The sequence below is a fragment of the Streptomyces sp. JB150 genome, from assembly GCF_011193355.1.
Classification (GTDB): domain Bacteria; phylum Actinomycetota; class Actinomycetes; order Streptomycetales; family Streptomycetaceae; genus Streptomyces.
In genome coordinates this window covers 5,528,791-5,545,516 of sequence record NZ_CP049780.1, presented here as the reverse complement: position 1 = coordinate 5,545,516, position 16,726 = coordinate 5,528,791, and the positions used below count along the sequence as shown (strand labels likewise).

General features: G+C 72.5%; 10 protein-coding genes. 2 read left to right on the top strand and 8 right to left on the bottom strand.

All coding sequences use genetic code 11. From position 1 onward, the window contains the following. Positions 1-147 precede the first annotated feature (147 nt). From ispG to G7Z13_RS25660, 4 genes are all read right to left on the bottom strand, one after another. Positions 148-1,305: a flavodoxin-dependent (E)-4-hydroxy-3-methylbut-2-enyl-diphosphate synthase gene (gene ispG, locus G7Z13_RS25675; protein ID WP_166002590.1), complete on the bottom strand. Its 1,158-nt coding sequence runs from the start codon at positions 1,303-1,305 to the stop codon at positions 148-150. 170 nt (positions 1,306-1,475) lie between these two features. Then, positions 1,476-2,768, bottom strand: a complete 1,293-nt coding sequence (locus G7Z13_RS25670; RefSeq protein WP_206313233.1) for a site-2 protease family protein — start codon at positions 2,766-2,768, stop codon at positions 1,476-1,478. Between the two features lie 8 nt (positions 2,769-2,776). Beyond that, complete coding sequence (gene dxr, locus G7Z13_RS25665; RefSeq protein ID WP_166002588.1) at positions 2,777-4,033, bottom strand: 1-deoxy-D-xylulose-5-phosphate reductoisomerase; 1,257 nt, start codon at positions 4,031-4,033, stop codon at positions 2,777-2,779. Between the two features lie 64 nt (positions 4,034-4,097). Beyond that, a complete protein-coding gene (locus G7Z13_RS25660; protein ID WP_166002587.1) occupies positions 4,098-6,038 on the bottom strand; it encodes an acyl-CoA dehydrogenase family protein in 1,941 nt (646 codons plus the stop codon). Positions 6,039-6,320: 282 nt separating this feature from the next. On the opposite strand from G7Z13_RS25660, the gene G7Z13_RS25655 reads away from it, so the two are divergent. Together G7Z13_RS25655 and G7Z13_RS25650 are read left to right on the top strand one after the other, a co-directional pair. After that, the gene (locus G7Z13_RS25655) at positions 6,321-7,334 is read left to right on the top strand and encodes a LacI family DNA-binding transcriptional regulator (RefSeq protein ID WP_166002586.1); all 1,014 of its coding nucleotides are present in this window, start codon (positions 6,321-6,323) and stop codon (positions 7,332-7,334) included. 95 nt (positions 7,335-7,429) lie between these two features. Then, positions 7,430-9,472, top strand: a complete 2,043-nt coding sequence (locus G7Z13_RS25650; protein WP_166002585.1) for a glycoside hydrolase family 31 protein — start codon at positions 7,430-7,432, stop codon at positions 9,470-9,472. 53 nt (positions 9,473-9,525) lie between these two features. Here the strand turns inward: G7Z13_RS25650 and G7Z13_RS25645 are convergent, their stop codons facing one another. Genes G7Z13_RS25645 through G7Z13_RS25630 form a run of 4 tightly spaced genes read right to left on the bottom strand, consistent with a single transcriptional unit; the run spans position 9,526 to position 16,722 of the window. After that, complete coding sequence (locus tag G7Z13_RS25645; RefSeq protein WP_166002584.1) at positions 9,526-10,239, bottom strand: hypothetical protein; 714 nt, start codon at positions 10,237-10,239, stop codon at positions 9,526-9,528. Positions 10,240-10,274: 35 nt separating this feature from the next. After that, on the bottom strand, positions 10,275-12,551 hold the full coding sequence (locus G7Z13_RS25640) for a glycoside hydrolase N-terminal domain-containing protein (RefSeq protein ID WP_166002583.1): 2,277 nt from the start codon (positions 12,549-12,551) through the stop codon (positions 10,275-10,277). Beyond that, complete coding sequence (locus tag G7Z13_RS25635) at positions 12,548-14,512, bottom strand: beta-galactosidase (protein WP_166002582.1); 1,965 nt, start codon at positions 14,510-14,512, stop codon at positions 12,548-12,550. Before G7Z13_RS25635 ends, G7Z13_RS25640 begins: the two co-directional genes overlap by 4 nt. After that, complete coding sequence (locus G7Z13_RS25630) at positions 14,512-16,722, bottom strand: sialidase family protein (protein WP_166002581.1); 2,211 nt, start codon at positions 16,720-16,722, stop codon at positions 14,512-14,514. Before G7Z13_RS25630 ends, G7Z13_RS25635 begins: the two co-directional genes overlap by 1 nt. Positions 16,723-16,726 lie beyond the last annotated feature (4 nt).

Here is a 16,726-nt window from a genome sequence, read left to right as displayed (position 1 = left end):
CACTGTACCCGCGGAAGCGCTGCGCTTGCTCGGGCGGAGGGCGCCTGAGAGCTCGGAGGGTTCTGTGGTCGCGCGTGTGCGGGCCGTTCGTGGCTGGTCGCGCGGTTCCCCGCGCCCCTCCGGGGGGCGCGGCACCACTGACGTTGCTCAGCCGGCGACCGAGATGGTCGGCTCGCCGCTTTCCACGCCGTCGGCCTCCATCTGTTCGGCCAGCTTCATGGCCTCTTCGATGAGGGTCTCGACGATCTTGGACTCGGGGACGGTCTTGATGACCTCGCCCTTGACGAAGATCTGGCCCTTGCCGTTGCCGGAGGCGACGCCGAGGTCGGCCTCGCGGGCCTCGCCGGGGCCGTTGACGACGCAGCCCATGACGGCGACGCGCAGCGGGACCTCCATGCCGGTGAGGCCGGCGGTGACTTCCTCGGCGAGCTTGTAGACGTCGACCTGGGCGCGGCCGCAGGACGGGCAGGAGACGATCTCCAGGCCGCGCTGGCGCAGGCCGAGGGACTGGAGGATCTGGAGGCCGACCTTGACCTCCTCCACGGGCGGGGCGGACAGCGAGACGCGGATGGTGTCGCCGATGCCCTGGGAGAGCAGCGCGCCGAAGGCGACGGCCGACTTGATCGTGCCCTGGAAGGCGGGGCCGGCCTCGGTGACGCCGAGGTGCAGGGGGTAGTCGCACTGGGCGGCGAGCTGGCGATAGGCCTCGATCATCACGACCGGGTCGTTGTGCTTGACCGAGATCTTGATGTCGCGGAAGTCGTGCTCCTCGAAGAGGGAGGCCTCCCAGAGGGCGGACTCGACCAGCGCCTCGGGGGTGGCCTTGCCGTACTTCTCGAGCAGCCGCTTGTCGAGGGAGCCCGCGTTGACGCCGATCCGGATCGGGGTGCCGTGGTCGCGGGCGGCCTTGGCGATCTCCTTGACCTGGTCGTCGAACTTCTTGATGTTGCCCGGGTTCACGCGGACCGCGGCGCAGCCGGCCTCGATGGCGGCGAAGACGTACTTCGGCTGGAAGTGGATGTCGGCGATGACCGGGATCTGGGACTTCTTCGCGATGATCGGCAGCGCGTCGGCGTCGTCCTGGGTGGGGCAGGCGACGCGGACGATCTGGCAGCCGGACGCGGTCAGCTCGGCGATCTGCTGGAGGGTGGCGCCGATGTCCGAGGTGCGGGTGGTCGTCATGGACTGGACCGAGACCGGCGCGTCCCCGCCGACCGCCACGGATCCGACCTGGATCTGCCGGCTCTTCCGGCGCTCGGCGAGCTTGGTCGGAACGGACGGCATGCCGAGAGAAATCGCAGTCATCTGCTGTGCAACCCCAAGTCGTGGATCAAGGTCCGGTCCCGTTCAGCGGCGGGCTCCGGCCTTCGAGATTACGGCACCGGCCAGAACCTAAGCACATCACACCCGAGAACCACTCGAACGGGAGGCGGCCCGGCGGGTGGTGCCGCCGGGCCGCCGGGAACGCCGTGTGGCTACGAGATTCTGACCGGGTTAACGACGTCCGCGATCAGCACCAGGATCGTGAAGCAGACGAAGATCCCGGCCACCACGTAGGCCACCGGCATCAGCTTCGCCACGTCGAACGGTCCCGGGTCGGGGCGGCGCAGCAGCCGGGCGGTGTGCCGGCGCAGCGACTCCCACAGGGCGCCCGCGATGTGCCCGCCGTCGAGCGGGAGCAGCGGGAGCATGTTGAACAGGAACAGGGACAGGTTGAACATCCCGACCAGCATCAGGGCCATGCCGAGCTGCTGGGTGGCCGGGATGTCGAGGGTGAAGATCTCGCCGCCGACGCGGGCCGCGCCGACCACGCCCATCGGGGAGTCGGGTTCGCGGGGGGCGCCGTCGAAGGCCGCGTTCCACAGGGCGGGGATCTTGCCGGGCAGTGCGGCGAGGGAGTCGACGGCGTCGCCGACCCGGTCGGTCATCCAGGTCACCGAGTCGCCGAAGTCCTGCTTGACCACGCCGGTGGCGGCACTGAAGCCGAGGAAGCCGGCGGTGACGTACTCGCCCTCGACGACCTGGCCGTTGCCGTCCTTCTTCAGGACCTGGTTGGTGGCGATCGTGGCGTGCAGGGTGACTTCCTCGCCCTTGCGGTCGACGACGATCGCGACCTTCTCGCCGGGGCTGGAGCGGATCAGGTCGGAGAGCTGGTTCCAGTCGTCGGTGCGGACGCCGTCGAAGGCGACGATTCTGTCGCCGGCCCGCAGGCCGGCCGCGGCGGCCGGGGAGGCGGGGTCGGAGTCCTTGCAGGTGTCGCGGTTCTGGCTCTGCGGGACGACGCACTTCTGGACCTCGCTGACCGCGGTGGTCTGCTGGGTGACGCCGAAGCCCATGAGCACGATGAAGAACAGGGCGATGGCGAGGACCAGGTTCATGAAGGGGCCCGCGAACATCACGATGACCCGCTTCCACGGCTTGCGGGTGTAGAAGAGGCGGGTCTCGTCGCCGGGGCGCAGTTCCTCGAAGGCGGCGGAGCGGGCGTCCTCGATCATGCCGCGCCACGGGGAGGTGGAGCGGGCCTCCACCCGGCCGTCGGGGCCGGGCGGGAACATGCCGATCATGCGGATGTAGCCGCCGAGCGGGATGGCCTTGACGCCGTACTCGGTCTCGCCCTTCGTGCGCGACCACAGGGTCGGGCCGAAGCCGACCATGTACTGCGGCACGCGGATGCCGAACATCTTGGCCGTGGAGAGATGACCCAGCTCGTGCCAGGCGATCGAGAACAGCAGGCCGACCGCGAAGACGACTATGCCGAGGATCATCATCAGGATCGTCATGCACGGGCCTCCGCCGTCATCGCCGTCAGTTCCCGGGCCCGGGTGCGCGCCCAGGTCTCCGCTTCGAGGACGTCCGCCACGGTGAGCGAGGTTCCCGTGCGCGGGGTCCCGTGCTCCTCGACCACCCGGGTCACGGTCTCGATGATCCCGTTGAACGGCAGCGCGCCGGCGCGGAAGGCCTCCACGCACTCCTCGTTTGCCGCATTGAACACCGCCGGGGCGGTGCCCGCGAGCTCACCGACGTGGCGGGCGAGGTTCACCGAGGGGAAGGCCTCGTTGTCGAGCGGGAAGAACTCCCAGGTGGAGGCCTTGCTCCAGTCGAACGTCGGGGCGGCGTCGGGGACGCGCTCGGGCCAGCCGAGACCGATGGCGATCGGGCCCCGCATGTCGGGGGGCGTCGCCTGCGCGAGGGTCGATCCGTCCGTGAACTCCACCATCGAGTGGACATACGACTGCGGGTGCACGACGACCTCAATGCGGTCGAAGGGAATGTCGTAGAGCAGGTGCGCCTCGATGACCTCCAGGCCCTTGTTGACGAGGGTCGCGGAGTTGATGGTGATGACCGGGCCCATCGCCCAGGTGGGGTGGGCGAGGGCGTCCTCGACGGTGACGGAGGCCAGCTCGTCCCTGGTGCGGCCCCGGAACGGGCCGCCGGAGGCGGTGACGACGAGTTTGCGCACGTCGGCGCGGGTGCCCGCGGCGAGGGCCTGGAAGAGGGCGGCGTGCTCGGAGTCGACCGGGATGATCTGGCCGGGCTTGGCGAGCGCCTTGACCAGCGGGCCGCCGACGATGAGCGACTCCTTGTTGGCCAGCGCGAGGGTGCGGCCCGCCTCCAGGGCGGCGAGGGTGGGGGCGAGGCCGATGGAGCCGGTGATGCCGTTCAGCACGGTGTGGCAGTCGGAGCCGGCGAGCCGGGTGGCCGCGTCCGGGCCGGCCAGGATCTCGGGCAGCGGCTCCCCCGGGCCGTACTCGGCGCTCAGGGCCTCGCGCAGCGCGGGCACCACGTCCTCGCGGGCGACCGCCACGGTCCGCACCCGCAGCCGCCGCGCCTGCTCGGCGAGGAGGGCGACCCGCCCGCCGTTGGCGGACAGGCCGGTCACCCGGAAGCGGTCCGGGTTGCGCAGCACGAGATCGATGGCCTGGGTGCCGATCGACCCGGTGGAGCCGAGGATCACCACGTCCTTCGGGCCGTCTTCCGTCACCGGGTCGTAGACGAGGTGAGGGTCGGCGAGGGGGGATGGACTGTCGCTCATCCCCCCATTGTGGCCGTACGGGAGGACCGTCAGGACAGCGCGTCCCTCGGGTGGGTGTCGCCGCTCACTCGGGGACGGTGCGGCGTACGTCGGGGCGGGGGGTGGCGGGGGTGTGGGTGTCGGCGATCCAGGGGCCGTCGTCGGAGGGGTCGACCACGCCCTCTTCGAGCCATGCGTAGGTGCCGGACAGGACGCCCTTGACCAGCTTGCGGTCGAGGGCGTCGGTGTTGCTCCACAGGCGGGTGAAGAGGGCGTCGACGCGCAGGCGGGCCTGGTGGCAGAAGGCGTCGGCGAGCTGGTAGGCCTCACGGCCGTTCTCGCCCCGGGAGCGGAGGAGTTCGGCGCGGACGCAGGCGGCGCTCATGGCGAAGAGTTCGGCGCCGATGTCGACGATCCGGCCGAGGAAGCCCTGCTTGGTCTCCATGCGGCCCTGCCAGCGGGACATGGCGTAGAAGGTGGAGCGGGCGAGCTTGCGGGCGGTGCGCTCGATGTAGCGCAGGTGCGGGGAGAGGTCGGCGCCGCCGTGCCGGAACTCGGCGTAGGAGCGGGGCAGCTGGCCGGGGCCCGCGATGAGCCTGGGCAGCCACTTGGCGTAGAAGACGCCCGCCTGGGCGCCCGCCCTCGCCTTGTCCTGGAGGGACTTGTCGGGGTCGATGAGGTCGCCGGCGACGGAGAGGTGGGCGTCGACCGCCTCGCGGGCGATGAGGAGGTGCATGATCTCCGTCGAGCCCTCGAAGATGCGGTTGATGCGCAGGTCGCGCAGGATCTGCTCGGCCGGTACGGCCCGCTCGCCGCGCGCCTTGAGCGACTCGGCGGTCTCGAAGCCGCGGCCGCCGCGGATCTGGACGAGTTCGTCGGCCATGAGCCAGGCCATCTCCGAGCCGTACAGCTTGGCGAGGGCGGCCTCGATGCGGATGTCGTTGCGGTCCTCGTCGGCCATCTGGGACGACAGGTCGAGGACGGCTTCGAGGGCGAACGTCGTCGCGGCGATGAAGGCGATCTTCGAGCCGACGGCCTCGTGCAGGGCGACCGGCTTGCCCCACTGCTCGCGCACCCCGGCCCATTCACGGGCGATCTTCAGGCACCACTTGCCGGCGCCGGCGCACATCGCGGGCAGGGACAGGCGGCCGGTGTTCAGCGTGGTGAGGGCGATCTTCAGGCCGGCGCCCTCGGGGCCGATGCGGTTCGCGGCGGGGACGCGCACGCCCTGGAAGCGGGTGACGCCGTTCTCGAGGCCGCGCAGGCCCATGAACGCGTTGCGGTTCTCGACGGTGATGCCCGGGGAGGACGCCTCGACGACGAACGCGGTGATGCCGCCCTTGTGGCCCTCGGTCTGCGGGACGCGGGCCATGACGACGAGCAGGCCGGCGACCACGCCGTTGGTGGTCCAGAGTTTCACTCCGTCGAGGACGTAGTCGTCGCCGTCCGGCACGGCGGTGGTGGCGAGGCGGGCCGGGTCGGAGCCGACGTCGGGCTCGGTGAGGAGGAAGGCGGAGATGTCCGTGCGGGCGCAGCGCGGCAGGAAGCGTTCCTTCTGCTCGGGCGTGCCGAACATCTTCAGCGGCTGCGGGACGCCGATGGACTGGTGGGCGCTGAGCAGGGCGCCGACGGCGGGGCTGGCGGAGCCGGCCAGGGCGAGGGCCTTGTTGTAGTAGACCTGGGTGAGGCCGAGGCCGCCGTACTCGGGGTCGATCTTCATGCCGAGCGCGCCGAGTTCCTTCAGCCCGTTGATGGTCTCGTCGGGGATGCGGGCCTCGCGTTCGATGCGGGCGGAGTCGATCTCCGTCTCGCAGAAGGCGCGCAGTCGGGTCAGGAACTCCTCGCCGCGGCGCACGTCCTCGTCGGCCGGGAGCGGGTGGGGGTGGATGAGGTCGAGGCGGAAGCGGCCGAGGAACAGCTCCTTGGCGAAGCTGGGCTTGCGCCAGTGCTGTTCCCGGGCCGCCTCCGCCACCTGGCGGGCCTCACGTTCGGTGACGACGGGTCGGGTGGTGGGAGTGGCGGACATGAGGCTCACCTCGCCGCGAATCGGGATCAGGGTCCAATTGGTTACCGACGGGTGCTACGCGATCGTATGTACCCGATAACGGACGGTCGCACCAGCCTCCGCGGGGCCGTTCGGCCCAGCCGTGGTGTTCACTGGCTGCGGGACGGGCGCGGAAAGAAAGCTGTCGAAGCGCTTCGACAGCCTATGGACACCCACTCGCGCTGGGGCTACTGTCGAACCACCCTCACCCGCCGTTGTTCGCAGTGCGCTGTGTCGAAGCGCTTCACAAAGCTTGGAGAGCGGATGGTCACCCTCGCCGAGGTCGCCCAGCACGCCGGAGTCTCGGCGAGCACGGTGAGCTATGTCCTCAGCGGCAAGCGGTCCATCTCGGCGACCACCCGGCAGCGGGTCGAGCAGAGCATCCGGGAGCTGGGGTACCACCCGAACGCCGGTGCCCGCGCCCTGGCCAGCAGCCGGTCGAACATCATCGCGCTGATGATCCCGCTGCGCACCGACATGTACGTGCCGGTGATGATGGAGATCGCCATCGCGGTGGCCACCACCGCCCGCGTCCACGGCTACGACGTCCTGCTGCTCACCGGCGAGGAGGGCCCCGACGCGGTGCGCCGGGTCACCGGCAGCGGGCTCGCCGACGCGATGATCCTCATGGACGTCGAGCTGGAGGACGAGCGGCTGCCGCTGCTGCGCGGCGCCGGCCAGCCGTCGGTGCTGATCGGTCTGCCCTCCGACACCACCGGTCTGACCTGCGTGGACCTCGATTTCACGGCGACGGGCGCGCTGTGCGTGGAGCATCTGGCCTCGCTCGGGCACCGGGACATCGCCGTCATCGGCGAGGCCCCGGCGGTCTACGAACGGCACACCGGCTTCGCCGAACGCACCCTGCAGGGGCTGCGCGGCCGCGCCCGCGAGCTGGGGCTGCGGGTGCTGCACCGCCCGTGCGAGGGCGGGTACGACGCGATGGCGGCGACGCTCGCCCGCATCTTCGACGAGCGTCCGGCGACCACCGGGTTCGTGGTGCAGAACGAGTCGGCGGTCGAACCGCTGCTCGCCCTGCTGCGCCAGCAGGGCCGGGCGGTGCCGGAGGACGTCTCGGTGGTGGCGATCTGCCCGGACCAGGTCGCCGTGCAGGCCTCGGTGCGGCTGACCTCGGTCGCCATCCCGGCCCAGGAGATGGGCCGGTACGCCGTGGAGCACCTGGTCGCCAAGCTGGACGGGCGCGGCAGCGACGAGGTCGTGCTGATCGCGCCCGAGCTGACGGTCCGCGCGAGCACGGGACCGGCGCCCGCCCTCTCCTGACGCCTCCTCACCCCGGCCCCACCCGCCCGGTCCTGCGCGGACCACCTCGTCCTGGCCCTTCCCGGGGCACCCCCATGTCTTCAGGAGCACGCCACGTGATTCAGCCCGCCGAAATACAGCCCAAGGTCAGCCTCGCGCAGTCCTCCCCCACCGTCGGCACGTTCCGCGAGCAGGGCGGCGCGCTGGAGTGGAGCGGCCGTCAGGAGACGCTGCGGATCGAGCCGTGGGGTCCGGACGCGGTCCGGGTGCGCGCCCGGCTGGGCGGCCCGGTCCTCGACGGGCTGCCGGGCGCCCTGCTCCCCGAGGCCCCGCCCACCGAGTCCACCGTCAAGACCGGTGACGGCGAGGGCCGGCTGACGGTGGGCGCGCTGACCGTGCGGGTGAGCGCCGAGGGCCAGGTCCGCTTCGAGCGCACCGGCGACGGCGGGGAACTGCTCGCCGAGGAGCGCGCCCACTTCTGGTGGCCGGGCCCGCGGCTGTACACGGCGGTCGGCAACGGCTACCACCGGCTGGAGCAGCGGTTCGCCGCGTACGACGACGAGAAGCTCTACGGCCTCGGCCAGCACCAGCACGGCCGGCTCGACCAGAAGGGCCTGGTGCTGGACCTGGTCCAGCGCAACGCCGAGGTCTCCGTCCCGGTCCTGACCTCCAGCCGCGGCTACACCCTGCTGTGGAACAACCCGGCGATCGGCCGGGTGGAGCTGGCGCACAACGGCACCCGCTGGGTGGCGGACTCGGCCCGCCAGATCGACTACTGGATCACCGCGGGCGCCCCGGCCGACGCCCAGCGCCGCTACAGCGCGGTCACCGGCCGCACCCCGATGCTGCCCGCGTGGGCGGCGGGCTTCTGGCAGTGCAAGCTGCGCTACCGCACGCAGGACGAACTGCTCGCCGTGGCGCGGGAGTACAAGCGCCGCAACCTGCCGATCGACGTGATCGTGTGCGACTTCTTCCACTGGACGCACCTCGGCGAGTGGAAGTTCGACCCGAAGGAGTGGCCGGACCCGGCGGCGATGGTGCGCGAGCTGGACGAGCTGGGCATCAAGCTGGTCGTCTCGGTGTGGCCGTCGGTGTCCCCGCTGAGCGAGAACCACGCGCCGATGGAGCAGCGCGGCTACTTCATCGGCACCCAGTACGGCCCGCTGGCGCACGCCGACTGGCCGGACAAGGAGGTCGCCTCCACGGTCCAGGTGGCCTTCTACGACGCGACCAACCCCGAGGCGCGCGAGTTCGTGTGGTCCCGGATCCGCGACAACTACGTGGTGCCGTACGGCATCAAGGCGTTCTGGCTGGACGCCTGCGAGCCGGAGCTGAAGCCGGGCTTCCAGGAGAACCTGCGGTACTGGGCGGGGCCGGGCCTCGAGGTCGGCAACATCTATCCGGCGGAGAACGCCCGCGCCTTCCACGAGGGCCTGACGGCGGCCGGCGAGGACGAGATCATCACCCTCAACCGCTCGGCGTGGGCGGGCAGTCAGCGCTACGGCGCGGCCCTGTGGTCCGGTGACATCGGCACCGACTTCGCCACCCTGCGCCGCCAGATCGCCGCCGGGCTCAACACGGCCCTGTCGGGCATCCCGTGGTGGAACACCGACATCGGCGGCTTCCACGGCGGCGACCCGGACGACGCGGCGTACCGCGAGGTGATGGTCCGCTGGTTCCAGTTCGGCGCGCTGTCCCCGCTGATGCGGCTGCACGGCTTCCGCGACCCGGGGATGCCGCTCGGCCCGGAGATGACCGGCGGCCCGAACGAGGTGTGGTCGTACGGCGAGGAGGCCGGCGCGATCATGGAGCGCTATCTGCGGCTGCGCGAGCGGCTGAAGCCGTATGTGCTGGAGGTGATGCGCGAGGCCCACGAGGAAGGGCTGCCGGTGATGCGGCCGCTGTTCCTGGAGTTCCCGCAGGACCAGACGGCGTGGTCGGTGGACGACGCCTATCTCCTGGGCGGGGATCTGCTGGTCGCCCCGGTGCTGACCGCGGGCGCCACGGCCCGCACGGCCTACCTGCCGGCGGGCGCCGTCTGGACGGACGCGTGGACCGGTGCGACGTACGAGGGGGGTACGGCCGTGACGGTCGAGGCCCCGCTGGACCGCATCCCGCTGTTCCTGCGGGACGGGGCGCGGCTGCCCGTGGCGGAGTAGCCGCGTCGGGCGGGGGCGGCCGGAGAGGCGACCGGCTGCCCCCGCCCCGCCGGTCAGCCGCCGCTGACGGTGAGGTTGTTGGTGGTGAAGTTCAGGCCGCCCGCGGACGAGGTGATCTCGTAGCCGAACTGGACGTCACCGATGGTCTCGTTGCCCATCCACTTCTTGGTGTCCTTGATCCACTTCAGGATCGGCAGGATGTTCACCGTGCCGGAGCTGGAGTCCGAGGTGCGCAGGAACGAGAAGACCTCGTTGTGGCCGTTGCTGCCCTTGTAGACGTTCCAGGTGTGGCCGCCGAGGGTGACGGTGCCCTGGGAGGTGCCGAGCGGGCCGACGGCGCCGTTGTGGTTGACCCACAGCATGATCTCGTAGTCGTAGTCGGTGTCCCAGATGTCGTACGACGTGTTGTACGCGCCGGACGACGGGACGGTGACGTTGTAGCTGCTGGTCAGCGAGGTGATGGAGGTGATCGGCTTGTTGATCACCTTCTTGGCGTTGGGGTACGACTTGATGCCCCCGGTGTTGGGGTGGTCGGCCCAGACGCCCCAGTTGGTGCCGGAGTTGGCCCAGACGCACTGGCTGCCGGCGCCGGAGCCCCAGATGTTGTTGTACAGGGTGTAGCCGTTCAGCGTGGTGTTGCCCCACTGGTCGCAGGAGTTCCAGACCGCGGCGTGCGCGGGGGCGGAGGCGAGGCCGACGGTGGCGCCGAGGGCGAGGGCCGGGGCCAGCAGGGCCTTGGTGATCCTGCTCAGGGTGCGTGCTTCCATGGGTGTCCCTTCCATGGGTGGGGGAAATGTGGGGGTCACCGCGTCCCCAGGTCGAGGACGCGGTCCTCTCCGGCGGTCAGGTCGAGGTGACCGGTGCCGGAGGGGGTCCTGAGTTCCACGCGGGTGGTGCGGGAGGGCCGTACGACGGCGGTCGTCCCGGTGCGGCCCCACGTGAGGTCGATCCGCGCGCCGAACCGGGTGCGCACACCGCGCAGCGCGCCCTCGCCGAGCCGGTCCGGGAGGGCGGGGAGCAGCACGAGCCGGCCGGGCGTCGACTGGACGAGCATCTCGATTAGCACGGCGGGCAGGGTGTGCGCGGCGTCCGCGTTGTAGACGTCGCGGCGGGGGTAGTGGGCGCTCATCAGGGAGGTGTGGAAGAAGTCGCCGTCGAGGACCTGGTCGAGCGCGTGCGCGACCCGGCCGGCGTCCCGCAGGCGGGCGGCGACCAGGGCGTGGTGCAGATGGCCGTGCGCGGAGTCGTTCTCGGCGCCGCGCAGTTCGAGCGCCCGGTGGGCGGCCTCGGCCAGGGCGGGGGTGTCGTAGGGGTTGATCTCGTCCAGGGGCCACACGCCGTAGAGGTGGCTGAGGTGGCGGTGGTCGTAGGAGTCCGTGAGGCCGGGCCAGGCCCATTCGGCGAGGGCGCCGTCGGCGTTGATCCGGTGGGGCGGGAGCCGGTCGGCGAGGGCGCGCCAGCGGTCGGCGTCGGGTCCCGGGTGGTAGGCGGCCGCGGTGCGCAGGGCGTGCCGGGCGGCGGAGAGGTCCATGGCCGCGTTGAGGGCGCCCCAGCTGCCGTTGGCGGGGCGGTTCTCCGGTGAGTAGGAGGGGACGATCACCAGGTGGCCGTCGGCGTCGGTGCGGGTGAGGAAGTCCTCGTAGAAGCGGGCGACTTCGGCGAGCGCGGCGGCGGTGCGCGGGTCGCGGGTGCCGTGGGTCTCGTCGTGGTCGACGAGCGGTTTGAGCAGCCAGTCGGCGCCGGCGGTCCACAGGTGCAGGGGGTATGCGCGGCTGAAGTGGTAGGCGTGCCCGGACTCGCCGTCGGTGTGCGCGGGGGCGACGGCGCCGCGGGTGCCGAAGACGGCGCGGGCGTTGTCCCGCCAGTCGGCGAGCTGCCCGTGGACCAGCGCAGCGTGGGCCTCGGTCACTTCGGGCAGGGCGCCCGCCGCGGCGGAGGCGGTCTGGAGGTTGAGGTTGGCGTCGTTGGTGAAGGCGCCCGCCCAGGCGGTGTCCCAGTCGCCGGTCCACAGGCCGGTCAGGCGGGGCGGGAACATGCCGCTCGCGGACAGCAGGTGATAGCGGCCCGCGGCGAACAGCCGCTCCAGGAGGGCGGTGCTGCGCGGGCGGCTCAGCAGCTCGGAGCCGGGCAGGGCGCGCTCGGCCGGGTCGGCGGCGAGGTCGAGGGTGACGCGGGTGTAGGCGGTGCGGTGCCCGGCGGTGTGCCGGGCGAGGAGGTCGTCGTACGACCTGCCGTCGAGGAGTTCCCGCAGGGCGCGGCCCACGGCGACCAGGTCCAGCTCTCCGGTGTGCCGGCGCACCCGGGTGAGGAGCGTCAGTGCCGTCGCGCCCTCGATGCGCGCGCCGGGCGGCGCCAGCCGGGTCGTGCCGCCCTCGACGACGGCCAGGGTGACCCCGGTGTACGCGAGGTCGCTGCCCGGGTAGCGCACGCGCAGGCCGAGCAGGGCGCCGTCGGCGGTGAGCACGGCGCCCTCCCCGACCCCGAGCCCGTGCGGGGCGCCGGGGAGGCGGGGGTCGAGGGAGAGGCCGAGTGTGAGGTGGGGGGCGGTGACGCGCTGGACGATGACGTCGTCGGCGCGGGAGACGAAGACGCGGCTGGTCCGCTCGCCGTGGACGGCGGTGACCTCGCCGGTGGTGAAGTCGACGGACCGCCGGTAGGGGCCGTCCGGGGCGGTGGCGGCGCGCAGGCGGGTCTGGAAGGCCGGGTGGAAGGAGCGCACCCAGTGCAGCGGGCGGCCGTCGGTGAAGGTCTCGGCGGCGGTGAGGTCGCCCGCGAGCAGCCGGTCCTGGAGGGCGGGGAGGGCGGCGGCGAGCCGGGGCGGGCGGCGGTGGCGTTCGTCTCCGGCGGGGCGGACGAGGGTGTGGTGGGTGACGATGACCCGGTCGTCGTTCGAGTCGCCGAACACGAGGGCGCCGTGACGGCCGTTGCCGCTGAGGAAGGCGTCCTCCCAGCGGCCGGCGGGCCGGGGCTCCCAGGTGCCGTGCACGGGGCCGGTGGCGGGGGCCTCGTTACGGGGATGCGTGCCGCCCACGGCCGGGGCGGCCCCGGCCGGGTGCGGGTTCACGGGCGTACCGTTCATGGCCGCAGCACCGCCACGCCGTAGCGGTCCAGGCGGACCTCGTCCGTCACCGTCGCTCCGGTGAGCAGGTCGTGGTGGCGGCCCGGCACCGGTACGGTCACCGGCTCGCGGCCGTGGTTGAGCACGAACAGCAGCGCGCCGCGGCGCACCGCCTCGACCGTGGCCGGAAGGTCCGCCAGGACCGGGCGGACGCCGGCCTCTTCGGCGGCGCGGGCGAGCAGGCCGCGCAGGGCGTCCGGTCCGGGGAGGGTGGAGACGTACCAGGCGCGGCCCCGGCGCAGCACGGCGGGCAGTCCGTCCAGCTCGCCGCCCCGGTAGGGGACGGTCTCGGTGACGTCGTCTGCGGCCTCGATCTCCTCCGACCACAGCGTGCCCCGGAAGCCGTCGCACGCGACGCTCTCCCCCGCGTCCAGGGGCCACCACTCGTGCAGCACGCGGATGCCGAACAGCTCGCGCAGCCGGGCGTCCATGCCGCCCGCGCGAACCCGGTCGTCCTCGTCGGCGATCCCGGTGAGGAAGCCGCTCACGAGGGTGCCGCCCGCGCGGACGTAGCCGAGCAGGTTCTCGATCGCGGCGTCGGTGAGGAGGTACAGCTGCGGGACGACGACCAGGCGGTAGCGGCTCAGGTCATGCCCGGGGTGGGCGAAGTCGGTGGTGAGGTGGGCCTCCCACAGGGCGCGGTGCCAGGCGTGCAGCACGGCCGGGTGGTCGACCAGGGTGGACGGCCGGCCCTCCTGCGCGCCGGCCCACCAGGCGTGCCAGTCGTGCAGGATCGCGACGTCGGCCACGAGGTCGGTGCCGGTGACCTCGGTGAGCCGTTGCAGGTCCGCGCCGATCCGCTTGACCTCCTGGAAGGTACGGCCCTCCTCCCCCGCGTGGCTGACCATGCCGGAGTGGAACTTCTCCGCGCCCTGCCGGGACTGGCGCCACTGGAAGTAGCAGACGGCGTCCGCGCCGCGGGCCACGGCCTGGAGGGTCCAGAGCCGGTTCAGCCCGCGTGGCTTGGGGTGGTTCACGCCGCGCCAGTTGACCGGGCCGGCCGCCTGTTCCATCAGCATCCAGGGGCCGCGCGCCTGCGAGCGGGTCAGGTCCTGGACGAGGGCGCCGTGCTGGGCGCCGAGCGGGTCGCGCGGGTCCGGATAGAGGTCGACGGAGACGACGTCCTCCTCCTCGGCCCAGCGCCAGGCGTCCTGGCCGATCCACAGCGGCATGAAGTTGGAGGTGACCGGGAGGTGCGGGGTGTGCCGGCGCACGATGTCCCGCTCGGCGGTGTAACACTCCAGGAGCATGTCGGAGGTGAAGCGCCGGAAGTCCAGCACCTGCGCGGGGTTGTGCAGGTAGTGGGCACGGCGGGGCGGGATGACGCTGTCCCAGGTGTCGTAGCCCTGGCTCCAGAAGGCGGTGCCCCAGGCGGTGTTGAGGGCGTCGAGGGTGCCGTACCGGTCCCGCAGCCACCGGCGGAAGCGCTCGGCGGCCTCGTCGCCGTAGTCGAAGGTGCAGTACTCGTTGTTGATGTGCCACAGGGTGAGGGCGGGGTGGCCGGCGTAGCGGGCGGCGAGGTCCTCGGTGATGGCGGCGGCGAAGCGCCGGTAGACGGCGCTGGAGTGGGAGAAGTGCTGGCGCCCGCCCCAGTGTTCGGTGTGCCCGTCGGCGTCGCGGGGCAGCGTCTCGGGGTACAGCCGGCCCATCCAGGGCGGGGGCGAGGCGGTGGGGGTGGCCAGGACGACGCCGATGCCGTGCGCGTGCATCAGGTCCATCAGCGTGTCCAGCCGGCCGAACTCCCGTGCGCCCGGCTCGGGTTCGAGCGTGGACCAGGAGAAGACGCCGAGGGTGACGGAGTTGACGCCGGCGTCCTTCATCAGCCGGACGTCCTCGTGCCAGGTCTCCTCGGGCCACTGCTCGGGGTTGTAGTCGCCGCCGAAGAGGATCCGGCCGCGGGTGACATCGTTCAGGTGGGGCATCAGACGGGCTCTCCGTACTGGATTCCGCGGCCGTTGGTGGCGACGTAGACCCGGCCGTACACGCGCGGGTCGCCGGTGATCGTCTCGCCGGTCCAGCCCCACTGGTGCCGGTTATCGTTGATCCGCACCCAGGTGCGGGCCCGGTCGTCGGAGCGGTACACGGCGGTGAGGGTGCCGACCGTGCCGACCTGGTAGACGGCCGGGTAGTCCGCGCCGTCGGCGGCCTTGCCGAAGCCGAGGGCGTACGAGGCCCGGCAGCTGCCGACCTCGGTGAAGGCGGCCCCGCCGTCGGTGGACCGGTACAGCCCGTTCTCCTTGGCGGACAGCCACAGGTCACCGGCGCGTCCGGGGGCCGCGACGAGCTTGAACTGGGTGTCTCCGGCGGGCAGTCCGGTCGCCCGCGCGGTGAAGGTGCGGCCGCCGTCGGTGCTGGCGAACACCGTTCCCGACGCGGTGTCGTAGGCGTAGAACAGCGATGGGTCGACCGGGTCGGCGACCGGTGTGGCGCCCTTGGGGAAGGTGGCGACCTCGGACCAGGTCGCCCCGTGGTCCGCGGAGCGGTGGGCGGGGTACCGGGTGCCGTCCCAGTGCACGAACGTCCACAGCAGCACGCTCCCGTCGGCGCTGACGGCGATCGGCCCCGGCGCGTCCTTGGCGAGGCCGGGCTGGGTGGCGAAGGGTGCCCAGGTGCGGCCGCCGTCGTGCGAGTGGGCGCCGTTGCCGTGGTCGCCCCAGCCGGTGCGGACGACGTACGACGGTTTGCGCGCGGCCTGCGCGAGCCCCGTCGCGGTGCCGAACACCGGGTTGGCGGCCATGCCCCGCGAGGGGGACGCGGTGAGCCGCTCGTGGTACATCACGCCGATGTCCCCGAGCCCGCTGATCAGGTGCGCCTCCCCTTCCGGGGGCGAGATGAGCTGCCGCACGGACGCCTCCTCCAGCCCGCGGATTTCCGGCGCCCAGTGCCTGAGGTCGCGGGTGCCGTAGAGGGTGGCGCCGGTGCCGTAGACGATGTGGCGCGCGTCGTGGGGGTCGACGGCGAGCGCCTGGATCCACCAGCCGAACTTGGGCTTGTCCTGCCCCCACTTCAGGTACGGGGTCTCGGACACGTCGAGGACGGCCGACTCCTTCAGCGAGGTCCAGGAGCGTCCGCCGTCCGTGGAGCGGTACAGCGTGTCGACGGCGGCCCAGCGGTTGTTGGTGGACACGACGACGGTGCCCGGGCGGCGGGCGTCGACGGCGACCCCGCCGTATCCGAAGGTGTCGGCGGCGCCGTCCGGCTTCGCCGGGGTCACCTCGGTCCACGTGCCGCTGGCGCAGGCCAGCTTGTGGACGCTGCCGTCCGTCTGCCCGTTGGGGCCGGGCGCGTCGGCGTACGTCACGTACAGCTCGCGGGCGTGGCGGTCGTACGCGGCGCGCACCGGGACCTTGGCGGCGGTGCCGGACGGCTGTCCGGGGACGGGCTGCCAGCGGTCGCCGTCCGTGGTGCGGAACAGGTTCGGCGCGGTGCCGTCACCGTCGCCCCAGCCGGCGTAGACGTCGCGGCCGGCCGCGACGAGCAGGGTGACGCCCTGCCCGGAGGGGCTGGGGGTGACCGGGAAGCCGGTCGCGGGCGCCCAGGTGGCGCCCCGGTCGGTCGACTTGAGCAGTCCGTCGTGCCGGGTGCCGAGCCAGAGCGTGTCGCTGTCGCGCGGGTCGACCAGCAGCCGCTCGCCCGTTCCCCGCCCGTCCTCGTTGGCGCCGAGCTTCACGGTGAGGTCGGTGCGCCGCCAGGTGGCGCCCCGGTCCTCGGACCGCAGCACCGCCCCGTTGCCCGACCAGGGCTGGGTGTAGGTGCCGAGGGCGAGGTAGAGCCGGTCCGGGTGCGCGGGGTCGACCGCCATCGCCTCCACGCCGAGCAGGTTCCAGTCGTCCCAGCCGAGGTGGTCGGTCAGCGGGATCCAGCGGGCCGCCCGGTCGTCCCAGCGGTAGGCGCCGCCGATGTCGGTGCGGGCGTAGGCGAGCCCGCGGACGGCGGGGTGGAACAGCACGCCGGTGATGAATCCGGTGCCGCCGATGACGACGTTGCGCCAGCGGTAGGCGGATGCTCCGGCGGCCTGGGCGGCTTGGGCGGCCTGCGCGGCCTGGGCGGGGACGGCGGGCAGCGCGGTGACCGCGGCAGCGGTGACGGCACCGGCGAGGACGGTACGCCGACGCGGCAGAGGCATGGGCATGACA